This window comes from Pseudomonas sp. B21-036 (assembly GCF_024748925.1).
Classification (GTDB): domain Bacteria; phylum Pseudomonadota; class Gammaproteobacteria; order Pseudomonadales; family Pseudomonadaceae; genus Aquipseudomonas; species Aquipseudomonas palmensis.
Window position 1 is genome coordinate 3,694,238 of sequence record NZ_CP087178.1, and the last position, 23,175, is coordinate 3,717,412.

A 23,175-nucleotide genomic window follows, 5' to 3' on the forward strand; every position below is an offset into this window, starting at 1 on the left:
CGATCATCAAAATCGAAATGTGCGCGCATTCTGGCGGAGTATCGCCTGGAGGAGAAGTGCTACTCACAAATGCCGAGCTCGGCATTTGCTGGGAAGTCCGGTATGACTTGCCCGTCGAGACCTGTCTTCAGTAAATACCCGTCTTCCGCCGGCTGGCGCATTGCCAGTCGGTGTGCTATCCCTCAGAGACCACATCGATGATCAATGAGGGCATTTATGAAGCTTTTGGCATCATTTCTTCCCGCAATATCTTTGTTGGCCGTACCCCAGGCTTTTGCGCTCGACAGTGTTTGCGATGCAATTCTTAAACACGGAATATACGACAAGGAGAACGTCTTAGACTTCCAGCACAAATACAATCTCTCGAAAGATGTAATTTGTAACTCCGAGGCCAGATCAAGCAACTATGACGGCAGCCTCAACTACAACACTATAACCGGCTCTGCAAGCTCAAATCAGTCGTACTCCAGCAGTTACTGCTCATCGGATTATGATGAAGCCTTATCTAACACCCTCTACAAGAAAATCGCCCAAAAAGCCAGCAACGTGATTGCCAACACTTGGTCTGAATGTATTAGACAAAACAGCTCTGGCGTCAGTCATTATATACAGCCATCTCAAGACCCAAAACGTTTTATTTATCATATCCAGTATTCACCCGGGGGTGAAAAAGGCTTCACAGAAGTTCGCCAGTGGGCAATATCACCCAGTTCAGATGTCAATTGCCAGGGCGATATACCGAAAGCAGGAGACCAGATTACCGCGTCGGGATTTTCATTAATTTGCACTAGAAGGGAAGCTGACCTTGCTGTAATAGTTGTGGCCACTACTACAGAAGGCGGTAAAAATTTGAAATCTGTTGAGCTTCCTCCATACGTTTCTTCACCCGTTCCCGTACCAGAGCCCGAGCCCCCCACACCACCCACTGGGGTTGTCGATGTGACTGCCATTTGGCCTGCGACCGGTAAAAGCGCAGCTCAAAAATGCAGCACGCTTGGAGAAGGATGGTCTTCTTTCTCATTTGATGGAAAATCAGATATTGCTTATTGCAAAAAAACCGGAACATCCAACAGATACATAACAGACTTCAAAGGGTACAACACCGCCAACTCAAACCTACCTTGCTCCAATACATTTGGGAATGACTGGGAGCGGGTCATTTGGGACGGAAAGTCCAAAACGCTAATATGCAAACAAGTCAGGAGTCTAGCTATTATAAATACCGGCCAAGCAAGTTACTTGAAGGACATCGGCTCTGCATGGCCTCATGAGTGCCCACCTACTCAAGGGCGCCTCTACAAAATTAACTATTCGCAAATATCTTTCTGTGGCACGTGGGCAAAGCAGTAAACTTAAGGCCGCTGGAGCATCTCCAGGGGCCTCCAGATAATATCCCGCTATCTTTAATCAGGCACTCTTACAAAAACTGCCTATTAACGAACTCAGCATTTCATGCATAGAATGGCTATCTGGTATTTGAACTAGCCGCCCCTTACTATGAGCGTTTCCTGCTTTCCGGCGGGGGCGACGCTGTCTGCCAACGCAGTTAACTCAAAAGGATCCTTGAAGAGCTCGGGCTCCTAAACCCCAGATTCACGCGCCGGACAGTAGCTAACAGCTAAGCCCGAGGCAACCGCCTCGCAGAAGGAAATCAATCACTGAAAGCGTTGTGCTTTGTTTGTGTCCTGAAACCAGGGCACAAAAATCACGCACATGAAAAAGGCCATCCCTTTCGGAAATGGCCTTACTCACTGAATATATGGTCGGGACGGAGTGATTCGAACACTCGACCCCTTGCAGCTCATGCGTGCAGCAGGCCATAACCCCCTGTAAACGTTGGATTAACCTCAGCGCTCGCTGCAATCGACTGCTCATAGGTGTTTTCAAGCGTTGCCAAGAGTCACGCAAATCTCACGCAGGCTTCCTGCGCCTCCACCGGCGTTCTGCCGACCGTTTCCCTTCCTTTATATGGCTACTCACCCTTTCGACGCATGCCATCGACCACAGCCTCACAGGCCAGACCAGCTATTCGACTTCGCTCAAGCGCTGCCGAGCAGCTTCCCGCCATTCGATCAGCGTCTTCAAGCAATCCCCCGAGCACCACGACGGCAGAGGTTCCTGCTTGGCGCTGCTGGGCAGCGATGGCATTGCAGGTGGCTGAATGTCCGGCGCGCAGCCGGCTGATTTCTCCGCGCAGCCCACCAGCAGCAGACTCGGCAGCAGCAGCGCGATCCGCCGCCAGTTCAAGCTGTTTCCTCGCATTGCTCTCCTCCTCATCCACCACCGCCTGCCGGCGAAGTTCTTCTTTTCTGGCCACCTGCTCAGCCAGGGCCCAGGCCTGCTTGTCACTGGCATCGCGCGCAGCCCACCTGCCCTGCCACTCGGCGTCCATCGTCGTACGCCCATGCTCATAGGCACCCCAGTACAACACCAGAACCAGGGCAAGACACACCGCCGCGCCGGCGGTACGCCACCCGATCACGCCAACACCTTCAGTGCCCGCTCGTACAGAGCCACCCGATCAGCCTGGCCATTGAGTCCGCCGTTGATCTTGCGGGTGATAGCCTCGAACTTTCCGGCGTCCGCCAGCTCGCTCAGTCCGTTCTGCGACCACCACCACGCGGCCGACTGGCAGGCAAATTCAGGCTGCTCCAGAAGCTCAGGCTTATCGATCAGGGGCAGGCCCAGCCCATCAGCGGTGGCGCGGTAGTTCGCCCGGCCGGTGAGCTGGATCAGCCCGCGGCCCCGGTACCGCCAACCAGCGCCCGATGACTCGGGGCCATTCGCCATGCGATCGGCATATACCTTGTTCGCGATCTTCTCAGGTTGCCGGGCATAGGCGGCGCTCGACAGCGCAGTGAACCGGGTGGGCCAGGTCCGTGCCAGCGCATCGGCGCTGTAGTTCAGGTTCTCCACCAGGTTGCGCATCTGGCCGGATTCATGGCCGACTTGGGCAAGAAACGCCGCAGTGCGCAGCCTGCTGTTGATCTTGAAGCGAGCCATCGCACGGTTTAGTGCAGGCAAAAAAATGCCCGCGACTTGGCGAGCATTGGGGAGGATCTGCAGCAACTGCTGCTCGGTGATGGGCATGGTTTCTCCAGGCAATAAAAAACCCGCTCAAGGCGTGTATCGGCATTGAGCTGTGGTCAGGTCGGCCTTGCGGGCCGCCGCCCGATGTCAGGGGCCCTATTGCCCTTCCGTCCAAGCCCGCCAGGGCATCGGGAAGGGCCCACAACATCTGCTGCTCTGAAATATTCATAATCGTCTCTCTATTTGCTACGATAATCGGCTAATCCAAGGTAGGTCCGTAAATGAAAAAACTACTATTAGCATCTGCACTAGTCCTGGGCGGGTGTGGGGACACCGCGCCCGCAGGCCTGATACTGGGCGATGTAATATTTGGTATTGATTCCTCCAAGCCAATGCCAGTAGAAAACGCAAGGCTTAATTACCCAGAAGACGCAGTGGAAGCAAGCGATGGAACTATCTATGTTTCGGATACGCACTTGCACGTGATCAGAAAAATCAAAGATGGCATAGTGGAAAACTTCGCAGGAACTTTTGAATCAGGATTCAATGGTGACGGCCCCAGAGAATCTGTCATGCTCAATCTTCCTACGGGACTGCTTATTTCTGACGATCAGAAGTATCTGAATTTCGCAGACAGTGGCAACAATCTAATTAGAAGAATAAACATAGAAAGCGGTGAAGTTTCAACAATTGCCGGAATTCGTGGCGGAGAAGAGCTGCCTAACGTGGGCACAGCAGCCGCCACCTCTCCAATCGGATACACAGCCTCTTTAAAATATGACGAAAATGGCAATTTATGCTTTCCCTCAACACGCATGATAAAAGGAATTTCTGTTGAGGGTGGCATTTTTTGCATAGACAAATCTCAGACAATAATACCCAGCGCCACGACATCTACTCAAAAATTCGAAAAAGCAAAAGACATACTGATAGGAGAAAATGAATCCTATGTTACGGAAGTAAACAAACTCTACAGATTCAAGCAAAATAAAGATACAGAAGTTCTTAAAATGCAAAGTGGTTACGGGAAGGGGCTTGCGAAACTCGGCAACACTCTTTTCGTAGGCAATCATACATTGCTTTACGCGGTAGACGAGAGCTTTAACTCAAAAATTGCAGCATCTGGGTTTGCTAACATTTCGAATGTCAAACCATATCATGGCGGATTACTGATTACCGACTCCGACCAAGGTGTTATCTACTCGTTCGATGGTGTAAACAAAACCCAGCTCACTGGCACGAGCCCTAATGCGATAGGTGCTCTTACCAGTGTTGCACAATATGGTGAAGGGAAGCTTTTAATACTCGACAATCAGCGACCAAGAATTTTTATACTTGATATAGCTACGGGCGAGTCGTCCGTTTGGGCTGGCACTGGAGAGCAGGGCTGGGCATCGATTAACGTAGATAAACTAAATACGAAATTTTACTACCCAACTACACTGGCAGTAGACAAAAACCTCAATGTATTTGTATCAGAGCAACATCGAATCATGAAGATTGATGCAAGCGGGCAGGTAAGCAGATTCGCTGGCCATGACACCTACGGCGATGTTGACGATGAAAACCCTGAAAATGCTCGCTTCAAATCTATTGCTGGAATGTCATTTGGTGCAGATGGGACCCTATACGTAACGGACACATATAACCACAAGATTCGAAAGATAAGCCCTACCGGAAAAGTTACTACCTTGATAGGGAATGGAAGCGCAGGAACTCCTGTCATAGGGGGCACGGCAAACATGTCAAAACTGAATCACCCTCTCGGTGCTATTGCACTGAAGGATGGTGACGTGTTGATCGCGGACGGCTGGAACAACTCCGTACTTAGAGTCGATACAGATGGAATAATACACAGCTTTGCCGGTAAACAAAAATATTCAATTTATCAAGGAATGGGGTCATACGCTGGCGACAACGGATTGGCTGTGGATGCCGAGCTTAACACTCCAACCAAGCTGGCGGCGGACGAAAACGGAAACGTATTTATTACAGATCAATTCAATCATAAAATAAGGATGGTCTCCAAGGACGGAAAAATAACAACAATAGCTGGAGAGGCGCAAGGATTTGCTCCGCACGGGAAAAGATTGAATTTCCCTAACGGGATTCAAGTTATAGATGGACACCTATATGTTGCCGACAGCGGCAACAGGGTCGTAGTGAAATATAAAATAGCCAAATAACTGCGCAACATAAAATTGGCAGGATGATTACATCCTGCCTTTTTATGCCTCAATGTATCCGTTTATATTCATCTGCGAGTTGATGCGACTGTTGGTTATAGCATCTGCCCCGCCATTTGAATAGTACAGCTCTCCAGGGTATAGAAAAGCCACCAAAATTCCTGTAAAATAATATGGAAGACTTGCAGCGGCAGTTTTAATTATAGTCCCTGTGTAAGCCGTATGATTTCCGCCATCGCCTGCAAAGTACTCTGCCAACTGACCTGTAGACGATGTGCTAATATTTGCAGAGCTATCGAGCATCACGCCAGTGGCGAGAGGGGAAATATATCCAGAGCAGTCTAGCTTCATTGGGCTTGCAATTTTTCCATTGGTGGATGGCGACTGAATAAAAATTCCTCGTGATCTAACTATAGATCCAGTGTCATGAATATTTCTGACCTCTTGGGTATCCATATAGAAAGTGCCCAAATACCCAAACTCTTCAGATGCTGGAGGGGCAGGCAACAAAAAGTCTCCAAAACCAAGTTCCCCTACATCATGGAGAGTTACAGTTCCGTTATTGTTCGCAGTTACAGTGGTTACGCGACCTGAAAATCTCCCGCCTTCAGAAATAATTAGGCACTTTGCGGTTCTTAAGTTGTTTTCTGAGGTCCACGCATAGGTTTGGGCTTGCAAAGTGTGGATGCCCTCCCCGGCCTTGTTTAGAGAGACAACCTTTCCATCAACGGAGGCCACCCTGAGAAATGGCATCACTCGATAGATGCACTGGTATCAGCCGTGTTAGCAACTGCAAACGCCGTGTACCAATTCTGTGTACGGAATGAGCTTTCCGCACCAAGTCCAGCTGGTGAAACTGTGACAATCTGCGTAGAGAGCGGTAGAACTCGCCCACGGTTTTTGGTAAAGCCTGCCATAAATCTAAACTCACCCATGCATGCTTGGCTGGCATGAATCTGCACGCTAGTTGCGTTGTAGTAGCGGATTACTGGGCGCGGCGCAAAAAGCGCCTGTATCGCTCCCGGCCCATATGCGTCCCGGGCCAAGTCTGATAGTGGTACCGGCACAGACCCACCTGTAGGCAAGACATCAGCTGCGAGATTGCCGCTCTCGTCGATGCTTACCTTTCCAGCCCGTGCGGCAGTGAAAGCCGCGTCAGCCGCGTAGTCGGCTCGGCTCACAACTTCGCGAAGCTTCTCCTGAACGGTGCGCGGCACCGTATTCGGACCTGCCGAAGAATAGCCGATTAGACCAGAACCGTTTTGCCCCGACATTGCTTGGACTACTGTGATGCTACCGTCTGGCGCGGCGTAGATCACATTTGCGGCATTGTTGACCGGCCCCTGGCCGGTTGCGAGGATAGAGGCAATAAACGCCTCCGCCCACCCCCTGGTTGCAGCATCCTGTGGGCTCAATGGGTTCGCGAGATTGGCGATCCTCCAGCCTTCGGCATCGAAGTAATCGGCGCCAACTGGGCGTTTCAGGGCACGGCTTGACTCTGAAAACCCCTGTTGAATCAGCATGGTCAGCCGATCAAAAACGTTCTCATGCGTCTCAGCCAGGAACCTGCCCTGGTTGCGCAGATCCGTTGGCTGGACGGCAATCATCACCCTGGAGATCGTCAAGGTGGTCCCACTGGCAGCATATGCCGAGGTGAGCGTACCGCCGCCTTGCGTACCAGCGCCGGTCAGCGAGTACTGAGCCCCAGTCAGCGTTTCGGTTGTTCCGTCCTGCTTGACCAGAACGGCCTCGATGTCAGAGTTCTGCAGGAATCGAAAAATGGGATCGGAAAGTTCGGTCCACCCGTGCTGTATGTTTTAACGCTATCGGTGGTCGATACGGTCAATTTTCTATGCTCCAGAAAGAGGTTCATGAACGGTGTATTGTTTTGAGCCAGGCGGAGGGCTGATGGTGTAGTGTCGTCACCCGCCTTGGCCCATAGGTTGATCAGGTCGGGGGCGGTGCCCAGGGCAAGCCCTGCAGCTGATTCGAGCGCAGTATTACCGAAGCGGTTGGGCTCGCCGAATAGGTAGTAGCCGAAGATGCCCAGGCTGCCGCCCTGCACCATCGCCGCCAGCAAGGTCTTGGGATAATCGGCCGGACGAGGCTAGCCCCCTCTTGTGACGTTCTTCGATGCGGTCGATAGGTAGCCGAACGCAGTGGTCCACAAGATAAGTTGTGCCAACGCCAGTCGCTCGCCGTTTCCGTTGCGCAGCGCCTGCACCAGGTCTCGCCCGCCACGGAAGTTACTGCTCAGGGCAGTCGGCGTGTACCCACGGCCATACAGCTCTCGACCGAGTGCCTTCTCCATGTAGGCAGCCGGGAAGCTCTTGAACTGGGTGATGAAACGCAGGAGATCACCCAGGACGGTACCGGGCTGGGTGCCCTGGGCCGGATGTGCTGATGGACTTCCGGCAACTGCCCTTCGAGGATTCGACATCCCGCGTGGTGGTGTTCGATCCGCCGCACCTCACCCGCACCGGCGTCGATAGTTGGATGCGAGCCAAGTACGGCCTGCTCACCAGCGACTGGCGCGAAGACATCCAGCAGGGGTTCGCCGAGTGTTTCAGGGTTCTGGAACCTGAAGAAATCCTGATCTTCAAGTGGAACGAAACCCAGGCGCTGGCCAGCGAACTGCTAGCCCTAACCGATGAAAAGCCCCTGTTTGGCCACAAGTCCGGCAAGCGCGAAAAGACGCACTGGACCACCTTCATGAAGCGCCCCGCCTCAGCCTACCCCCTCCCCTACAACTCAAGCCCGCCGACATGCGCGGGCGAAGATTCCCTATGTCCGCAATCAACCGATTTGTAGTGGTCTAATGATTCCGGACACCCATTTAGGCGAGAATGCTCGCTACAGAGAGGTGTCCGATGACCAAGCAACGCCGTACCTTTACCCCTGAGTTCAAGCGCGAAGCTGCCTGCCTGGTGCTCGATCAAGGCTACAGCCACATCGAAGCAGCCCGTTCGCTCGGCTTGGTGGAGTCGGCCCTGCGTCGATGGGTCAACCAGCTCCAGCAAGAGCGAGGCGGTGTCACTCCGACCAGCAAGGCGCTGACGCCCGAACAGCGAAAAATCCAGGAATTAGAAGCCCGAATCAATCGGCTGGAACGGGAAAAATCGATCCTAAAAAAGGCCACCGCGCTCTTGATGGCCGAGGAACACGAGCGTTCGCGCTAATCGATCAGCTCCGCTCTGAAGAGCCTGTTGATCTGTTGTGCTCGGTATTTGAAGTCACCCGATCTTGCTACTACGCGCACTGCCGAAAACGTCGAATTCCCGACGTTGAGCGGCTGGTTTTACGCAGCCGAGTGAACGAACTGTTCACCCAAAGCCGCAGCGCGGCGGGCAGCCGAAGCATCATGTTTATGATGCGCGAGGACGGCATAAAAATTGGGCGCTTCAAGGTGCGTAAGCTGATGAGCGAAATGAAGCTAATCAGTAAGCAACCCGGTTCACATGCCTACAAAAAAGCGACGGTCGAGCGACCAGATATCCCGAACGTGCTGGATCGAGCGTTCACCGTATCGGCACCAAACGAAGTTTGGTGCGGTGACATCACTTATGTCCTGGGCTCAAGGTCGCTGGCACTATTTGGCTGCCGTCATCGATCTATTCGCCCGCCGCGTGGTGGGCTGGGCATTTTCAGCGAAGCCCGATGCCGACCTGGTGATCAAGGCATTGGACATGGCCTATGAACAGCGTGGTCGGCCACAGAGCGTGCTGTTTCACAGCGACCAAGGCAGCTAATACGGCAGCCGAAACTTCCGTCAGCGGCTGTGGCGTTATCGGTTCAAACAGAGCATGAGTCGACGGGAAAACTGCCACGACAACGCGCCGATGGAGCGGTTGTTTCGCAGTTTGAAAACAGAATGGGTGCCAACAGTGGGATACATGAGTGCTTCCCTGGCACAGCAGGATATTGGTCGGTTTTTGATGCAGCGCTACAACTGGCAACGGCCACACCAATTCAACGGCGGACTAGCGCCCGCCGTGGCTGAAGAAAAACTTAACGCAGTGTCCGGGATTAGTTGACCACTACAGGCCGATGGCCAGCAGTGGGAAACTGAGGTGGGATTGGGAGGTATCGGTGTGGGAACTTGGGACCAGTGTATACCTGATCCCCGCTGACTTCGGCGGGAGACACGCCCGGTCGGGCGTAAAGAATGGCGACGAGCGCCTGGTGGTGTTGAACACCGTGGCCAAGTCGATCATTGAAAAGCAGCGCGGGATCAGCAAGGAATGGGTATCTCCATACAACGGCACCGCGATGTAGCGAATGAACGTCTCGGCCTGGAAGAAGGCACGGGTGAGAGCGGCGAAACTCTGGCAGGAGGAAAACCTTCGCCCCGCTCAACCTGGATATGCCTCTATCAGGATTCACGACTTGAAGCACACATTCGGTCGCCGACTGCGGGCAGCAGGCGTTACTGAAGAGGACCGGAAGTCACTGCTCGGGCACAAGAACGGCAGCATCACCAGTCACTATTCCGGCGCTGAGCTGGGCAAGCTGATTGAGGCTGCAAACATGGTATCAACAACCGACTCGCGCGGGCCGGTGTTGACGATCTTAAAGAGGAAAATCGGATGATGTTCCGAAAAAGTCCCCACACGCAGAAATGAAAAAGCCACCCGAAGGTGGCTAAGTCATTGAAATATATGGTCGGGACGGAGTGATTCGAACACTCGACCCCTTGCACCCCATGCAAGTGCGCTACCGGGCTGCGCTACGCCCCGACTGGGCTTGAAGCATGTTCCCCTTGTTGCTGAGAACGATGAAGAATTTACCTTAAGCTTTTGAATTATGGAAGCTTTTTTTCCAAAATTCGTGAAACGGCTTCGGTCACTTCTTCAACACCACCAGCACATCCTCCAATTCGACAATCATCTGCCGAATCATCTGTTTGTACTGGGTCGTGTCATCCTTGGCTTCATCCCCCGACAGGCGCAACCGCGCACCGCCGATGGTGAAGCCCTGGTCGTACAACAGCGCCCGGATCTGCCGGATCATCAGCACGTCCTGGCGCTGATAATACCGGCGGTTACCGCGGCGCTTCACCGGGTTAAGCTGGGGAAACTCCTGCTCCCAGTAACGGAGCACGTGCGGTTTTACCGCACAAAGCTCGCTCACTTCACCAATGGTGAAGTAGCGTTTGCCTGGAATCGGCGGAAGCTCGTCGTTATGACTTGGTTCCAGCATAGGCCTCAACTCGGGCTTTCAACTTCTGCCCTGGACGAAAGGTGACGACTCGACGCGCCGTGATCGGGATCTCTTCACCCGTTTTCGGGTTGCGGCCCGGCCGCTGGCGCTTGTCACGCAAGTCAAAGTTGCCGAAACCCGACAATTTGACCTGCTCGTTGTCTTCAAGAGCGTGCCTGATCTCTTCAAAAAACAGCTCGACCAATTCCTTGGCCTCGCGCTTGTTCAGGCCCAGCTCCTCGTACAGCCGTTCGGCCATCTCAGCTTTCGTCAGAGCACCCATACGCTATTTCCTTAACGTGGTGTTCAACCTTTGTTCAAGCGAGGTGAGAATGTTTTGCGTGGTGGCGTTCACCTCATCGTCGTTAAGAGTGCGCGATGGATGCTGCCAGGTCAAGCCGACGGCCAGGCTTTTTCTATCAGGATCAATACCTTTACCCTGATACACATCAAACAGCCTGAGGTCGGTGAGCCACTCGCCCGCGTTTTCACGGATTACATCCAGCACCGCGCAGGCCGCCACATCACGCCCTGCGATCAACGCCAGGTCACGGCGTACTTCGGGGAAGCGCGACAGTTCGTGGAACTTCGGCAGGCGCCCTTCCACTACATCCGCCAGCACCAGCTCGAACACATACACGGTGCGGTCCAGGCCCAGGGTCTTGACCAGCTCGGGGTGCAAGGCGCCCAGGTAGCCGACTTCGACGCCGTCACGCTCGATGCGCGCGGTCTGGCCTGGGTGCAGCGCCGGGTGTTTGCCGGGCACGAAGGTGAAGTCGTCGAGCGAACCGGAGAAGCCCAGTACCGCTTCAACGTCGGCCTTCACATCGAAGAAGTCGATGGTGTCGCGGCCGTTGGCCCAGCCTTCCGGCAGGCGGCTGCCGCAGACCACACCAGCCAGCATCGGCTGTTGCTTGAGGTCGCCCAGCTGGCCGACGAAGCGCTGGCCGCTCTCGAACAGGCGCACGCGGTCTTGCTGGCGGTTGAGGTTGTGCTGCAGTGCCTTGACCAGGCCCGGCCACAGGCTGACACGCATGGCCGCCATGTCGCTGGAAATCGGGTTGGCCAGCAGCAGCGGCTCTACGCCAGGGTTGAACAGCTCGAACTGCTTGGGGTCGATGAAGCTGTAGGTGATCGCTTCCTGGTAGCCACGGGCAACCAGCAGGCGACGCAGCGCAGGCAGTTCGCCACGCACTTCAGACCTGGCCTGCGGGGCCAGGCGCGCTTGCGGGTAACGGACCGGCAGGCGGTTGTAGCCGTACAGACGGGCCAGCTCTTCGATCAGGTCCACTTCCAGGCTGATGTCGAAGCGATGGCTGGGCACTTCGACCTGCCACTGCCCGGCCTCACCGCTGGTTTTCAGGCCCAGGCCGTTGAGCAGTTGCTCGACTTCGGCGCTGTCCATCTCCATGCCCAGCATCTGGGTGATGCGCTCGGCACGCAAGGTGACCGGGGCGATGTTGGGCAGGTGCTCTGGGCTGACGGTCTCGATGATCGGGCCGGCTTCGCCGCCTACGATATCCAGCAGCAGGCCAGTGGCGCGCTCCATGGCTTCGCGGGCCAGTTGCGAGTCGACGCCACGCTCGTAGCGGTGCGAGGCATCGGTGTGCAGGCCGTAGGAGCGGGCCTTGCCAGCCACCGAGATCGGCTCGAAGAAGGCGCTTTCAAGGAAGATATCCTTGGTGGTGGCCGCAACGCCGCTGTGCTCGCCACCCATCACGCCGGCAATGGCCAGGGCGCGATCGTGGTCGGCGATGACCAGCGTGTCGGCACGCAGGGCAACTTCCTGGCCATCGAGCAGGACGAGCTTCTCGCCCTCCTCGGCCATGCGCACTCGGATGCCACCGTTGATTTCAGCCAGGTCGAAGGCGTGCAGCGGCTGGCCCAGCTCGATCATCACGTAGTTGGTGATGTCGACGGCAGCATCGATGCTGCGCACGTCACTGCGGCGCAGACGCTCGACCATCCACAGCGGGGTCGGGCGTGACAGGTCGACGTTACGGATAACGCGGCCCAGGTAACGCGGGCACGCGGCAGGCGCCAGCACGTCTACCGGGCGCACGTCGTCGATGCCTGGCGCAATGGCCGGCACGGTCGGGCGGGTGACCGGGGCGCCGTACAGGGCGCCGACTTCACGGGCGAGGCCGGCCAGGGACAGGCAGTCGCCGCGGTTCGGGGTCAGGTCGACCTCGATGCTGGCATCGTCCAGGTCCAGATACACGCGAATGTCCTGGCCAACCGGGGCGTCTGCCGCCAGTTCCAGCAGGCCGTCGTTCTCTTCGCTGATCTGCAGCTCGGCGGCCGAGCACAGCATGCCGTTGGACTCGACGCCACGCAGCTTGGCCTTCTTGATCTTGAAGTCGCCTGGCAGTTCGGCGCCGATCATGGCGAACGGGATCTTCAGGCCAGGGCGCACATTCGGCGCGCCGCACACTACCTGGAAGGTCTCGCTGCCATTGCTGACCTGGCACACGCGCAGCTTGTCGGCGTCGGGGTGCTGCTCGGTGCTCAGCACCTCGCCCACCACGATGCCGCTGAATTGACCGGCGGCCGGGGTTACGCTGTCGACCTCAAGACCGGCCATGGACAGACGTGCCACCAGCTCGTCACGGGATACCTGCGGGTTGACCCAACCGCGCAGCCACTTTTCACTGAATTTCATCCTGCTCTCCTAAAGATTCGTTACGGGTGCGCGACCTAGCGAAATTGCGCAAGGAACCGCAAGTCGTTGTCGAAGAACAGGCGCAAATCGTTGACGCCGTAACGCAGCATGGCCAGGCGCTCGGCCCCCATGCCAAATGCGAAGCCCGAGAACTCTTCGGGGTCGATACCAGACATGCGCAGCACGTTCGGGTGCACCATGCCGCAGCCCATGACTTCGAGCCAACCGGTCTGCTTGCACACACGGCAGCCCTTGCCGCTGCACATCACGCACTGGATATCGACTTCAGCCGAAGGCTCGGTGAAGGGGAAGAACGACGGACGGAAACGTACCGCCAGCTCTTTTTCGAAGAACACGCGCAGGAATTCTTCGATGGTGCCTTTGAGGTCGGCAAAATTGATGTCGCGATCGATCAGCAGGCCTTCGACCTGGTGAAACATCGGCGAGTGGGTAATGTCCGAGTCGTTGCGGTACACGCGACCCGGGCAGACAATGCGAATCGGCGGCTGGGTGGACTCCATGGTCCGCACTTGCACCGGCGAGGTGTGGGTGCGCAGCAGCATGTTGGCATTGAAGTAGAAGGTGTCATGCATTGCCCGGGCCGGGTGGTGGCCGGGAATGTTGAGCGCTTCGAAGTTGTGGTAGTCGTCTTCGACTTCCGGGCCTTCGGCGATGCCGTAGCCGATATGGGTGAAGAACTGCTCGATGCGTTCGAGGGTACGGGTGACAGGGTGCAAACCACCGGAGGTCTGGCCACGGCCAGGCAAGGTGACGTCAATGCATTCGGCAGCCAGGCGAGCGCTGAGCTCGGCTTCTTCATAGGCGGCCTTGCGGGCGTTGAGCACCTCGGTCACGCGTTCCTTGGCTTCGTTGATCAGCGCGCCGACTTTGGGCCGCTCTTCAGCCGGCAGGTTGCCCAGGGTCTTCATCACCTGAGTCAGTTCGCCTTTCTTGCCAAGGAATTGAACCCGGATCTGCTCCAGGGCATTGATGTCTTCAGCGCGCTCCACAGCCTCGAGGGCTTGGGAGACCAACGCATCCAGGTTTTCCATGTACAGACTCCAGATACAAAATAGGGGAAGAGCTTACAGGCTCTTCCCCTATCTATGACGTTTAACATCCGCCGCCGACATCGACGGCGAATGATTGTCGTGGGTACTTAAGCCAGAACGGCTTTAGCCTTTTCGACAATCGCAGCAAACGCCGCTTTTTCGTTCACTGCCAGATCAGCCAGAACTTTGCGGTCGATTTCGATCGACGCTTTTTTCAGGCCAGCGATCAGGCGGCTGTAGGACAGACCGTTGACGCGAGCACCAGCGTTGATACGAGCGATCCACAGAGCGCGGAACTGACGTTTTTTCTGGCGACGGTCGCGGTAGGCGTATTGGCCTGCCTTGATGACCGCTTGCTTGGCAACACGGAATACGCGCGAGCGAGCGCCGTAGTAACCTTTAGCCAGTTTCAGAATTTTCTTGTGACGCTTACGAGCGATGACGCCACGCTTTACACGAGCCATGAGTAATTTCCTCTATCTATAACCAAAAATTAACGAAGGCGCAGCATGCGCTCGACTTTTGCAACGTCCGACGCGTGCAGCAGGCTGCTACCGCGAAGTTGACGCTTACGCTTGGTCGACATTTTGGTCAGGATGTGGCTCTTGAAAGCGTGTTTGTGCTTGATGCCGTTAGCCGTTTTCAAGAAACGCTTGGCTGCACCGCTTTTGGTTTTCATTTTTGGCATGTTCGGATACTCCGCATTCAGTTGATAAACATAACCGCAAGGCCTGCCGTGCCCTGGTGGTTATTTCTTTTTCTTGGGGGCGATGACCATCAAAAGCTGGCGTCCTTCCATCTTAGGATGCTGTTCGACGGTCCCGTATTCGGCAAGATCAGCTTCGATCCGCTTCAACAGTTCCATACCCAGCTCCTGGTGGGCCATCTCACGACCACGGAATCTCAGAGAGATTTTGGTCTTGTCCCCATCAGTAAGGAAACGTACCAGGTTGCGTAGTTTTACCTGGTAATCCCCTTCCTCCGTCCCTGGACGAAACTTGATTTCTTTGATCTGGATGATCTTCTGGTTCTTCTTCGCCGCAGCCTGCTGCTTTTTCTTCTCGAACAGGCTTTTGCCGTAGTCGAGGACTTTGCAGACAGGCGGAACGGCGTCAGCAGAAATTTCTACCAGGTCCAGTTTCGCTTCTTCAGCGATACGAAGCGCTTCTTCAATCGAGACGATGCCCAACTGCTCGCCGTCAGCGCCAATTAACCGAACCTCACGTGCCGAGATATTCTCGTTGATCGGGGCTTTCGGTGCAGCTCGTTTATCTTGTCTCATATCACGCTTAATAGTAATTACTCCGAATCTTGGCGACCACGCCGGGAAACCGCTTGCGCGAGCAGGTCCGCAAATTGGGCGACGGGCATGGAGCCCAGGTCAGCACCTTCGCGGGTACGCACAGCGACAGTTTGCGTTTCGACTTCCCGATCCCCGATAACCAGGAGATAGGGAACCTTGAGCAAGGTATGCTCGCGGATTTTAAAGCCGATTTTCTCATTTCTCAAGTCGGACTTGGCACGGAAGCCGCTTTCGGCCAGAGTTTTTTCCACTTTCTGGGCGAAATCCGCTTGTTTGTCGGTGATATTCATGATCACCGCCTGCGTAGGCGCCAGCCAGGCTGGGAATGCACCTTCGTAGTGCTCGATGAGAATTCCGACGAAACGCTCGAACGAACCGAGGATTGCACGGTGCAGCATCACCGGATGCTTGCGGCCGTTGTCTTCGGAGACGTATTCGGCGCCCAGACGGATCGGCAGGTTGAAGTCGAGCTGCAGGGTACCACACTGCCACACACGGCCAAGGCAATCCTTCAGCGAGAATTCGATTTTCGGGCCGTAGAACGCCCCTTCACCCGGCTGCAGGTCGTACGGCAGGCCGGCGCTGTCGAGCGCGGCGGCCAGTGCGCCTTCGGCACGGTCCCACAGGTCGTCGGAGCCCACGCGCTTTTCAGGGCGCGTCGAGAGCTTGAGCTCGATGTCCTTGAAGCCGAAGTCCTTGTACACATCCAGGGTCAGCTTGATGAACGCGGCGGACTCGGACTGCATCTGTTCTTCGGTGCAGAAGATGTGCGCATCGTCCTGCACGAAGCCGCGCACACGCATGATGCCGTGCAGGGCGCCCGAAGGCTCGTTGCGATGGCAAGCGCCGAACTCGGCCAGACGCAGCGGCAGCTCGCGGTAGCTCTTCAGGCCCTGGTTGAACACCTGTACGTGGCACGGGCAGTTCATCGGCTTGATGGCGTAGTCGCGGTTCTCGGACTGGGTGGTGAACATGTTGTCACCGTAGTTGGCCCAGTGCCCGGACTTCTCCCACAGCGTGCGGTCGACCACTTGCGGGGTCTTGATTTCCAGGTAGCCGTTGTCGCGCTGCACCTTGCGCATGTACTGCTCGAGCACCTGGTACAGGGTCCAGCCATTGGGGTGCCAGAACACCATGCCCGGCGCTTCTTCCTGGAGGTGGAACAGGTTCAGGCGCTTGCCGATCTTGCGGTGGTCGCGTTTCTCGGCCTCTTCGATGCGCTGGATGTAGGCGGCCAGCTGCTTCTTGTCAGCCCAGGCCGTGCCGTACACACGTTGCAGTTGCTCGTTCTTGGCGTCGCCGCGCCAGTAGGCACCGGACAGCTTGGTCAGCTTGAACGACTTGAGAAAGCGCGTATTGGGCACGTGCGGGCCGCGGCACATGTCGACGTATTCTTCATGGAAGTACAGGCCCATGGCCTGTTCGTTCGGCATGTCTTCGACCAGGCGCAGCTTGTAGTCTTCGCCACGGGCCTTGAACAGCTCGATCACCTCGGCGCGCGGGGTGACCTTCTTGATGACGTCGTAGTCCTTCTCGATCAGCTGCTGCATGCGCTGCTCGATCGCCGCCAGGTCTTCCGGGGTGAAGGGACGCTCATACGCGATGTCGTAGTAGAAGCCCTCGTCGATGACCGGGCCGATCACCATCTTGGCGGTCGGGTACAGCTGCTTGACGGCATGACCGACCAGGTGAGCGCAGGAGTGACGGATGATCTCCAGCCCCTCTTCGTCCTTGGGCGTGATGATTTGCAGGCTGGCGTCCTGCTCGATCAGGTCGCACGCGTCGACCAGCTTGCCATCGACCTTGCCGGCCACGGTGGCCTTGGCCAGGCCTGCACCAATGGATGCGGCGACCTCGGCTACGGTTACGGCCTTGTCGAACGAACGTTGACTGCCATCGGGAAGAGTAATAGTGGGCATGGCGCCTCCTCTCCTAGTGGTGACCCCTACCAAAGGTCACGTGGGTTGGGATGAGCCAGTACGCGATTCGACCCTGTCTTTGCAATGCAAAGCCTGCCTCACAGTGGCAGAAGCCCAAGGGCCTGCCAGGGTACGAACCAGAGTGACTGGATACATATATATAGAAAGATTTGAGCGGCAAGACGAATCGGCCAAATCCTGAGCCAGGCATGCTAGCACAAAGCTTTCGGCGCGTAGGGCCATGGGCCGGGGATATGCAGAAATATTCTGAAATTAGACCGATGCGGTGAACTTGAGCGGTTTTTTTCCGCTCAGAGATTAGGAAGCGACCTACTCTAGATACACCCGACCTAATAAAGGAGTGACCGGTATGCGACTTCATTCTCTTCTGGCCTTGGCGGCCACTGGTGCCCTGCTGCTGCCGCTTGGCGCCAACGCAGGCACTGTTCCACCAGGCTACCTGACGTCCTGCGTGGCCACCGCCTCTGCCCAGCCGGGCATGACGAAACAATCCGCCGAAAAGCACTGCAGCTGCAGCGTGAATGTGATCGAAAAAAACTTTTCGGACGCAGAGATCAAAGAGCTCAACAGCACTGACGGCGTAGACCAGAAGCTCATAGACAAGGCAACCCAGCTGGTTACGAAGGCCTGCAAGCCCCAGAAATAAGGGCGCAGGCCATACAAAACTCAGTTAATTTGCGCCAGATCAGCATTCGGCACACGTAAAAGTCACCACAAGCGCAAAATTAGACTATGATGCCTCTGTGCACCTTGTTGGCCTCGGCGACACCGCACTACTGAAAAACATCATGTTTCCTGGAGATACACCCATGTCCAATCGCCAAACCGGCACCGTCAAATGGTTCAACGATGAAAAAGGCTTCGGCTTCATCACTCCACAAGGTGGCGGCGACGACCTGTTCGTACACTTCAAGGCCATCGAGTCTGACGGCTTCAAGAGCCTGAAAGAAGGCCAGACCGTCTCCTTCGTTGCCGAAAAAGGCCAGAAGGGCATGCAGGCTGCACAAGTTCGTCCAGAGTAAGTTCTGACGAATTAAAAAAACCCGTCCTTGGACGGGTTTTTTTGTGCCTGCCGTTTATGCAACGGCAGGCCCGGGGCGGAATCAGCCGCAGTTGACCCGGGTGACCACGCCCTTGTCGTCGGCGTTGAGGTTCAAGCGCTCGGAACGGTACTCCAGGGTGATCATGTCGGTCGGCTTGAGCACGCGGGCGATCTGCGCCCCGCTCGCCTTGCGCGCCTGCTCCAGCAGCTCGGGGGTTGCCGGCTTGCCGACAGTGAATGCGGCGTTGCTGGCATCGCAGCGACCATCGAGGTTCGGTGCTGCCGCTACCTCTGGCGCCTTGGACGATGAGCCATCGGTACTGCAACCTGCCAGAACCACGGCTGCCAACAGGCTCGCCAATGTTGCACGCGTGCGGAACATGAATCCTCCTTTCAAATACTGGAATGCTGTCTGATACGACAGTTTTAAGCACTTTTGGTTGCAAAAACGTCCCAGTCTGCCTGAGACGTGCTCGTCAGGGAAACCTCAATCGTGACCGGATTTTGCCTGAGCGCAGCGGTTCAGTAGATATCGATGTAGTCGCTGGCGGGCTTGGGCCAGTTGCTGGCCAGCACGTTGTACACCTGCATGACCCAGCGTTCGTCGTCGGCGGCAACAGGGCCCACGCAGCCCGAGCCGGCGGCCCAGGTCTCGAGGCGAAACAGCAGGCCATCGAGCTCGCGCCCGCCGGTAATCTGCGACAGGTAGGCAATGCCGCCGCGGGTGACGCGCAACTGGTTGTGGATTCGGTCGTTGCCTTCGGCCAGCAGCTGGCGCACCTGCTGGGGGGTGAGCTGCTCGGGGGTGTTCAAGTCGATCTGCACGGGGTGTCCTCGGGCGTGCGCGGTGGCTGTGGGGTGCAGGGTACATCAGGCGGACTCTGTACGCCCTCTTCGCTGGCAAGCCAGCTCCACGGCTACCGCGCCGACCCAAGTGCCAACGACGAATCGGTACAGACGTCACGAATAGGCGAACCCAACCACCATTTAGTTTGCCTAGCCCCGCTGCTTATGCATAAGTAGCAGTGCTGGCCCTGTTGCAACATGTTTAACTTGTACCTGTTGGCGGAGCGCAATCATGCCCCCGCTGTAGACGCCAGGGCCCGGCATCTGCACCAAACAGCACGCGTATTTTCGATCGAGACCCCCATGAATAGCCCCACCCTGGACACCAACATCAAGGTCACATGGCCTGACGGCCATCGTTCCTACAGCCCCGGCACCACCGAAGAGCTGTTCATCATCGCCGCCGACCTGCTGCTTCAAGACCTCGGCCACGAAGCTGCCCGCACCTTCGTCGACCAGGTGTTCGAACGCCACTGGCCCGCGACCGAACACCAGCCCACACCCATTACTGCAATCGAGCAAGACGCTCGCTGAGCAAATCGAAAAAGCCCTGGGCATCGCCGCTCTCGATCCACATCACATTGGCCGGTAGCTCGAGCGTGCCGTACCAGTCCGCAATGGTCTGACCAAAGGTCGGGCCTTCGCGGCTATCCACGCTCATGTGAATCTGCCGGCCACTGAACAGCTCGGGCTTGAGCAGGTAGGCAATCACGCTGGCATCATGCACCGGCCCACCCGGCAGGCCGTAGTGCGCCATGTCCCCCTTGACGTAAGCATCCAGAATATCGCCCACCAGCTTGCTGGCGTGGTTGTTCAACCCGCGAATCTGCTTCAGGCGCGCCTCGCTGGTGAGTACCTTGTGGGTCACGTCCAGCGGCAGGTAGGTGAGCTTGACCCCGCTGCGCAACACGACCTCTGCCGCCTGTGGGTCGGCGTACAGGTTGAACTCGGCCACCGGGGTGATATTGCCGCCATTGAAGTGGGCACCGCCCATCACCACCACTTCCTTGATGCCCTTGACGATCTGCGGGGCCTGAATCAGCGCCAGTGCCAGGTTGGTCTGCGGGCCGAGCATGGCAAGGGTGATGCTGTTGGGTTCAGCGCCACCGAGGGTGTCGATCAGGTACTGCACCGCGCTGCCCTGGGCCAGGCCCTTTTTCGGCTCGCGCACCGCCACGCCAGGCAAGCCCTCCTCGCCATGGATGTTCTCGGCATAGATCGGCGTGCGCACCAGCGGCGTGGGCGCGCCGGCGTACACCGGCACCTCTTCGCGCCCCGCCCACTCCCGGGCCAGCCGTGCGTTGCGCGAGGTCTTGTCGAGTCGCACATTACCGGCCACGGTGGTAATGGCGCGCACCTTCAGTTCCTCTGGCGACGCCAGGGCGAACAACAACGCCACCACGTCATCCGCGCCGGGGTCGGTATCGATGATCAGGTCGCGGGGCGCGGCCAGCACGGCAGTACTCGACAGGGCAGACATAAGCACTACACCTCGTAGCAAACGTTTGGCTTTATGGACACGTTCAGGCATCGGGCACTCCTTGTGCTCAGGGGACAACAGTCAAAAGGTCACGCCCGCCACCAGCGCGATGTTGGTATAGGGCTGGCATTCGCCAGTGCGCACGATGGCCCTGGCCTGCGCACCGAGCTGCTTGAACGCCGCATGGCTCATCAAATGGCGCGCGCCCAGCTCGCCGCGGGCATGCAGTAGCTCGATACCTGCCAGGGCCGGCGGCCTGTGTTGCAGGGTCTCGTCGGCCAGCACGTGGCTTTCGACCTGCATTTCGGCCAGCACCGTGTGCAAGGTACTGATGAAATCCGGTATGCCGGGCGTCAGTGCAAGGTCGATCAGCTCGACACCGGCAGGTACGGGCAGGCCGGCGTCGCCGATCAGCACCACATCGCCATGCCCCAGCGACGCGATCAGGCGCGACAGGGCGATGTTGAGCAACGGGGTCTTCTTCATGGCGTGCTCCCCTGCAGTTCGCTCAGATACGGAATGGAGGGCTGGGCACCGGCGCGGGTGACCGAAATGGCGGCGGCCTGCTGGCCGAAGGCAATGGCCTCGCGCTCCGACCTGCCAGCGGCCAACGCAGCGGCAAAGCCACCGACGAAGGTATCTCCGGCCGCCGTGGTGTCCAGTGGCTGCACCCGCGTCGCCGGAAAATGCGCAAAACCCTGGCCATCGGCGAACAGAGCGCCTTGCGCGCCCAGGGTGACGATCACCTTGCCCACCCCCAGCGCCAGCAGTCGGCTGGCGGCTGCCTGCGCCTCCTGCAGCGAAGCCACCGGCAGCCCGGTCAGGGCGCTGGCCTCGCTCTCGTTGGGGATCAGGTAGTCGATGTTGGCAAACCAGTCAGCCGGCAGCGGCCCGGTGGCCGGTGCCGGGTTGAGGATCACGGTCTTGCCCAGCGCCCGGCCACGGGCCAGGGTATGTGCCACGGTGGCCTGCGGTACTTCGAGCTGGCAGATGATCACATCGGCAGCCTGCAGCAGGCTGTCCAGGCGCTGTACCGATGCCGGCAGCAAGTGCCCGTTGCCACCGGCCACGATGACGATGGCGTTCTGGCTGCTGGCATCCACCACGATCAGTGCCACACCACTGGAAACACCCGCCGCCGTGTCCACGCCCTGGCAATCGATGCCCTCGTCGAGCAGCGCCTGACGCAACTGCGCACCGTAGGCGTCCTCCCCCACACAGCCGATCATTGCCACCGCTGCCCCCAACCGCGCAGCTGCTACCGCCTGGTTGGCGCCCTTGCCGCCCGGCACGGTGCCGAACCACTCGCCGGCCAGGGTTTCCCCCGCCTGCGGCAGGCGCTCGGCGCGGGTCACCAGGTCCATGTTCAGGCTGCCTACCACCACTACATTTGCTTGCATGGCATGTCGGTCCTAGCGGTAATCATTGAAGAGGTCGGGACGCGGCCCGGTGGACTCGCGCAGCACGATGCTCGGCGCGACGATGCGCTGCTCCACCCCACTGCGCTGCGGCTCGCCGATACGCCGCAGCAACAGTTCGGACGCCATCTCGCCCAGCTCACGGATCGACTGCCCTACCGTGGTCAGCGCAGGGTAGACGTACTGGCTCATCTGGATATCGTCGAAACCGATCACCGACAGTTCGCTCGGCACGCAGATGTTGCGCTCGGCCGCGGCACGCAGCACGCCCATGCCGATCATGTCGTTGGCCGCGAAGATCGCGGTCGGGCGGTCGTGGCCCAGCAGTTGCGCTGCGGCGCCATAGCCGCCCAGGCTGGTGAAGTCGCTGTCCACCACGCGGCCCTCGCGCAGGGGCACCCCGGCCTGGGCCAGTGCCCGGTGAAAGCCGGCCAGGCGCATCTTGGCCACGCTGGTGTGTGCCGGGCCGTTGATGCAGGCGATGTCCTGGTGCCCCAGCTCCAGCAGGTGCCGGGTGGCCAGGTAGGCCCCCTGCTCGTGGTCGATGCGCACTAGGTCGGCGTCGACGCCCGCCAGCGCGCGGTCGACGATCACCATGGGCGTGCGCACGCTGGCCAGGCTGTCGAGCAGGTCGGCCTCCTCGCCCACCGAGGCCACGATCAGACCGTCGATGCGTTTCTCCAGCAGCACGCGCAGGTAGCTGCGCTGCTTGCGCGGGTCGTCATCGGAGTTGCACAGGATCACGCAGTAGCCATTGCGCTCGCAGCCATCCTCGATACCCCGCGCCAGTTCGGCGAAATACGGGTTGACGCTGTTGGGCACCAGCAGGCCGATGGTGGCCGTGCAGCGCGCCTTGAGCGAGCGCGCCACCGCACTGGGCACGTAGTCCAGCTCGGCAATCGCCGCCTCTACCTTGCGCCGCACCGGTTCGCTCACCGGGCGGGTCTTGTTCAGCACGTGGGAAACGGTGGTATAGGAAATACCCGCCAGCGCCGCTACATCTTTGATGGTTGCCAT

The 23,175-nt window shown here is 57.7% G+C and carries 24 protein-coding genes, 1 tRNA gene and 3 pseudogenes; 8 read left to right on the top strand and 20 right to left on the bottom strand.

Annotated elements, in window-relative coordinates; translation table 11 throughout:
- The first annotated feature begins 216 nt into the window (after positions 1-216).
- The gene (locus LOY33_RS16555) at positions 217-1,350 is read left to right on the top strand and encodes a hypothetical protein (protein WP_258659416.1); all 1,134 of its coding nucleotides are present in this window, start codon (positions 217-219) and stop codon (positions 1,348-1,350) included.
- Positions 1,351-1,972: 622 nt separating this feature from the next.
- Here LOY33_RS16555 and LOY33_RS16560 read toward each other — a convergent pair.
- Complete coding sequence (locus tag LOY33_RS16560) at positions 1,973-2,482, bottom strand: DUF2514 domain-containing protein (protein WP_258659417.1); 510 nt, start codon at positions 2,480-2,482, stop codon at positions 1,973-1,975.
- Positions 2,479-3,090 carry a glycoside hydrolase family 19 protein gene (locus LOY33_RS16565; protein ID WP_258659418.1) on the bottom strand — a complete coding sequence of 204 codons (612 nt, stop codon included), beginning with the start codon at positions 3,088-3,090 and terminating at the stop codon, positions 2,479-2,481. Before LOY33_RS16565 ends, LOY33_RS16560 begins: the two co-directional genes overlap by 4 nt.
- 221 nt (positions 3,091-3,311) lie before the next feature.
- Between LOY33_RS16565 and LOY33_RS16570 the strand changes: the two genes are divergently transcribed.
- Positions 3,312-5,216 (top strand): SMP-30/gluconolactonase/LRE family protein, encoded by a 1,905-nt coding sequence (locus LOY33_RS16570; protein ID WP_258659419.1) that lies wholly within the window; start codon positions 3,312-3,314, stop codon positions 5,214-5,216.
- Positions 5,217-5,258: 42 nt separating this feature from the next.
- Here the strand turns inward: LOY33_RS16570 and LOY33_RS16575 are convergent, their stop codons facing one another.
- The 3 genes from LOY33_RS16575 to LOY33_RS16585 form a co-directional block, all read right to left on the bottom strand.
- On the bottom strand, positions 5,259-5,972 hold the full coding sequence (locus LOY33_RS16575) for a hypothetical protein (protein WP_258659420.1): 714 nt from the start codon (positions 5,970-5,972) through the stop codon (positions 5,259-5,261).
- Positions 5,969-6,823 (bottom strand): hypothetical protein, encoded by an 855-nt coding sequence (locus tag LOY33_RS16580; RefSeq protein ID WP_258659421.1) that lies wholly within the window; start codon positions 6,821-6,823, stop codon positions 5,969-5,971. Before LOY33_RS16580 ends, LOY33_RS16575 begins: the two co-directional genes overlap by 4 nt.
- Before the next feature lie 101 nt (positions 6,824-6,924).
- A complete protein-coding gene (locus tag LOY33_RS16585; protein ID WP_258659422.1) occupies positions 6,925-7,296 on the bottom strand; it encodes a hypothetical protein in 372 nt (123 codons plus the stop codon).
- A gap of 311 nt (positions 7,297-7,607) precedes the next feature.
- Between LOY33_RS16585 and LOY33_RS16590 the strand changes: the two are divergent.
- The 3 pseudogenes from LOY33_RS16590 to LOY33_RS16600 form a co-directional block, all read left to right on the top strand.
- A pseudogene (locus LOY33_RS16590) lies at positions 7,608-7,940 on the top strand (SAM-dependent methyltransferase); the annotation flags it as partial.
- A 146-nt stretch (positions 7,941-8,086) separates the two neighbouring features.
- Positions 8,087-9,250 (top strand): annotated as a pseudogene (locus tag LOY33_RS16595) (IS3 family transposase).
- 28 nt (positions 9,251-9,278) lie between these two features.
- Positions 9,279-9,806 (top strand): annotated as a pseudogene (locus LOY33_RS16600) (tyrosine-type recombinase/integrase); the annotation flags it as partial.
- Positions 9,807-9,875: 69 nt separating this feature from the next.
- On the opposite strand, the gene LOY33_RS16605 reads toward LOY33_RS16600, so the two are convergent.
- From LOY33_RS16605 to thrS, 9 genes are all read right to left on the bottom strand, one after another.
- Positions 9,876-9,952: transfer RNA gene (locus LOY33_RS16605), tRNA-Pro, on the bottom strand.
- A gap of 106 nt (positions 9,953-10,058) precedes the next feature.
- Entirely contained in the window at positions 10,059-10,415 is a 357-nt protein-coding gene (locus LOY33_RS16610) for a MerR family transcriptional regulator (RefSeq protein ID WP_043860798.1), read from the bottom strand.
- Positions 10,396-10,698, bottom strand: coding sequence for an integration host factor subunit alpha (ihfA, locus tag LOY33_RS16615; RefSeq protein WP_002553164.1), 303 nt, complete (start codon positions 10,696-10,698; stop codon positions 10,396-10,398). Before ihfA ends, LOY33_RS16610 begins: the two co-directional genes overlap by 20 nt.
- 3 nt (positions 10,699-10,701) lie before the next feature.
- Positions 10,702-13,077: a phenylalanine--tRNA ligase subunit beta gene (pheT, locus tag LOY33_RS16620; RefSeq protein ID WP_258659423.1), complete on the bottom strand. Its 2,376-nt coding sequence runs from the start codon at positions 13,075-13,077 to the stop codon at positions 10,702-10,704.
- A gap of 35 nt (positions 13,078-13,112) precedes the next feature.
- Entirely contained in the window at positions 13,113-14,129 is a 1,017-nt protein-coding gene (gene pheS, locus LOY33_RS16625) for a phenylalanine--tRNA ligase subunit alpha (RefSeq protein ID WP_054915262.1), read from the bottom strand.
- A 107-nt stretch (positions 14,130-14,236) separates the two neighbouring features.
- Positions 14,237-14,593: a 50S ribosomal protein L20 gene (gene rplT / locus LOY33_RS16630; protein ID WP_043860801.1), complete on the bottom strand. Its 357-nt coding sequence runs from the start codon at positions 14,591-14,593 to the stop codon at positions 14,237-14,239.
- 29 nt (positions 14,594-14,622) lie between these two features.
- Complete coding sequence (gene rpmI, locus LOY33_RS16635) at positions 14,623-14,817, bottom strand: 50S ribosomal protein L35 (RefSeq protein ID WP_027620572.1); 195 nt, start codon at positions 14,815-14,817, stop codon at positions 14,623-14,625.
- 60 nt (positions 14,818-14,877) lie between these two features.
- Positions 14,878-15,429 (bottom strand): translation initiation factor IF-3, encoded by a 552-nt coding sequence (gene infC, locus LOY33_RS16640; protein ID WP_173925091.1) that lies wholly within the window; start codon positions 15,427-15,429, stop codon positions 14,878-14,880.
- On the bottom strand, positions 15,429-17,351 hold the full coding sequence (gene thrS, locus LOY33_RS16645) for a threonine--tRNA ligase (protein ID WP_043860803.1): 1,923 nt from the start codon (positions 17,349-17,351) through the stop codon (positions 15,429-15,431). Before thrS ends, infC begins: the two co-directional genes overlap by 1 nt.
- A 370-nt stretch (positions 17,352-17,721) precedes the next feature.
- On the opposite strand from thrS, the gene LOY33_RS16650 reads away from it, so the two are divergent.
- Together LOY33_RS16650 and LOY33_RS16655 are read left to right on the top strand one after the other, a co-directional pair.
- Positions 17,722-18,018 (top strand): hypothetical protein, encoded by a 297-nt coding sequence (locus LOY33_RS16650; protein ID WP_043860804.1) that lies wholly within the window; start codon positions 17,722-17,724, stop codon positions 18,016-18,018.
- Between the two features lie 163 nt (positions 18,019-18,181).
- Positions 18,182-18,394: a cold-shock protein gene (locus tag LOY33_RS16655; RefSeq protein ID WP_003179963.1), complete on the top strand. Its 213-nt coding sequence runs from the start codon at positions 18,182-18,184 to the stop codon at positions 18,392-18,394.
- A gap of 81 nt (positions 18,395-18,475) precedes the next feature.
- On the opposite strand, the gene LOY33_RS16660 is transcribed toward LOY33_RS16655, so the two are convergent.
- Complete coding sequence (locus tag LOY33_RS16660) at positions 18,476-18,796, bottom strand: I78 family peptidase inhibitor (RefSeq protein ID WP_043860805.1); 321 nt, start codon at positions 18,794-18,796, stop codon at positions 18,476-18,478.
- 140 nt (positions 18,797-18,936) lie between these two features.
- Positions 18,937-19,239 carry a hypothetical protein gene (locus LOY33_RS16665; protein ID WP_054915264.1) on the bottom strand — a complete coding sequence of 101 codons (303 nt, stop codon included), beginning with the start codon at positions 19,237-19,239 and terminating at the stop codon, positions 18,937-18,939.
- A 324-nt stretch (positions 19,240-19,563) separates the two neighbouring features.
- Between LOY33_RS16665 and LOY33_RS16670 the strand changes: the two genes are divergently transcribed.
- A complete protein-coding gene (locus LOY33_RS16670) occupies positions 19,564-19,794 on the top strand; it encodes a hypothetical protein (RefSeq protein ID WP_043860807.1) in 231 nt (76 codons plus the stop codon).
- Here LOY33_RS16670 and LOY33_RS16675 read toward each other — a convergent pair.
- Genes LOY33_RS16675 through LOY33_RS16690 form a run of 4 tightly spaced genes read right to left on the bottom strand, consistent with a single transcriptional unit; the run spans position 19,766 to position 23,175 of the window.
- Positions 19,766-20,791 (bottom strand): nucleoside hydrolase, encoded by a 1,026-nt coding sequence (locus LOY33_RS16675; protein ID WP_258659424.1) that lies wholly within the window; start codon positions 20,789-20,791, stop codon positions 19,766-19,768. The two genes, LOY33_RS16670 and LOY33_RS16675, sit on opposite strands and share 29 nt — an antisense overlap.
- A gap of 30 nt (positions 20,792-20,821) precedes the next feature.
- Positions 20,822-21,226 (bottom strand): D-ribose pyranase, encoded by a 405-nt coding sequence (gene rbsD / locus LOY33_RS16680; RefSeq protein ID WP_043860809.1) that lies wholly within the window; start codon positions 21,224-21,226, stop codon positions 20,822-20,824.
- Complete coding sequence (gene rbsK / locus LOY33_RS16685; protein ID WP_078479646.1) at positions 21,223-22,140, bottom strand: ribokinase; 918 nt, start codon at positions 22,138-22,140, stop codon at positions 21,223-21,225. Before rbsK ends, rbsD begins: the two co-directional genes overlap by 4 nt.
- Positions 22,141-22,152: 12 nt before the next feature.
- Positions 22,153-23,175: a LacI family DNA-binding transcriptional regulator gene (locus LOY33_RS16690; RefSeq protein ID WP_043860811.1), complete on the bottom strand. Its 1,023-nt coding sequence runs from the start codon at positions 23,173-23,175 to the stop codon at positions 22,153-22,155.

Coding starts and splice junctions, on each gene's coding strand:
- LOY33_RS16660 (WP_043860805.1), bottom strand. CDS start 18,796: ATGTTCCGCACGCGTGCAACATTGGCGAGCCTGTTGGCAGCCGTGGTT.
- ihfA (WP_002553164.1), bottom strand. CDS start 10,698: ATGGGTGCTCTGACGAAAGCTGAGATGGCCGAACGGCTGTACGAGGAG.
- LOY33_RS16610 (WP_043860798.1), bottom strand. CDS start 10,415: ATGCTGGAACCAAGTCATAACGACGAGCTTCCGCCGATTCCAGGCAAA.
- LOY33_RS16555 (WP_258659416.1), top strand. CDS start 217: ATGAAGCTTTTGGCATCATTTCTTCCCGCAATATCTTTGTTGGCCGTA.
- pheT (WP_258659423.1), bottom strand. CDS start 13,077: ATGAAATTCAGTGAAAAGTGGCTGCGCGGTTGGGTCAACCCGCAGGTA.
- rbsD (WP_043860809.1), bottom strand. CDS start 21,226: ATGAAGAAGACCCCGTTGCTCAACATCGCCCTGTCGCGCCTGATCGCG.
- LOY33_RS16570 (WP_258659419.1), top strand. CDS start 3,312: ATGAAAAAACTACTATTAGCATCTGCACTAGTCCTGGGCGGGTGTGGG.
- LOY33_RS16565 (WP_258659418.1), bottom strand. CDS start 3,090: ATGCCCATCACCGAGCAGCAGTTGCTGCAGATCCTCCCCAATGCTCGC.
- LOY33_RS16655 (WP_003179963.1), top strand. CDS start 18,182: ATGTCCAATCGCCAAACCGGCACCGTCAAATGGTTCAACGATGAAAAA.
- rplT (WP_043860801.1), bottom strand. CDS start 14,593: ATGGCTCGTGTAAAGCGTGGCGTCATCGCTCGTAAGCGTCACAAGAAA.
- LOY33_RS16650 (WP_043860804.1), top strand. CDS start 17,722: ATGCGACTTCATTCTCTTCTGGCCTTGGCGGCCACTGGTGCCCTGCTG.
- thrS (WP_043860803.1), bottom strand. CDS start 17,351: ATGCCCACTATTACTCTTCCCGATGGCAGTCAACGTTCGTTCGACAAG.
- LOY33_RS16670 (WP_043860807.1), top strand. CDS start 19,564: ATGAATAGCCCCACCCTGGACACCAACATCAAGGTCACATGGCCTGAC.
- LOY33_RS16690 (WP_043860811.1), bottom strand. CDS start 23,175: ATGGCAACCATCAAAGATGTAGCGGCGCTGGCGGGTATTTCCTATACC.
- LOY33_RS16580 (WP_258659421.1), bottom strand. CDS start 6,823: ATGATTGCCGTCCAGCCAACGGATCTGCGCAACCAGGGCAGGTTCCTG.
- LOY33_RS16675 (WP_258659424.1), bottom strand. CDS start 20,791: ATGCCTGAACGTGTCCATAAAGCCAAACGTTTGCTACGAGGTGTAGTG.
- rbsK (WP_078479646.1), bottom strand. CDS start 22,140: ATGCAAGCAAATGTAGTGGTGGTAGGCAGCCTGAACATGGACCTGGTG.
- rpmI (WP_027620572.1), bottom strand. CDS start 14,817: ATGCCAAAAATGAAAACCAAAAGCGGTGCAGCCAAGCGTTTCTTGAAA.
- pheS (WP_054915262.1), bottom strand. CDS start 14,129: ATGGAAAACCTGGATGCGTTGGTCTCCCAAGCCCTCGAGGCTGTGGAG.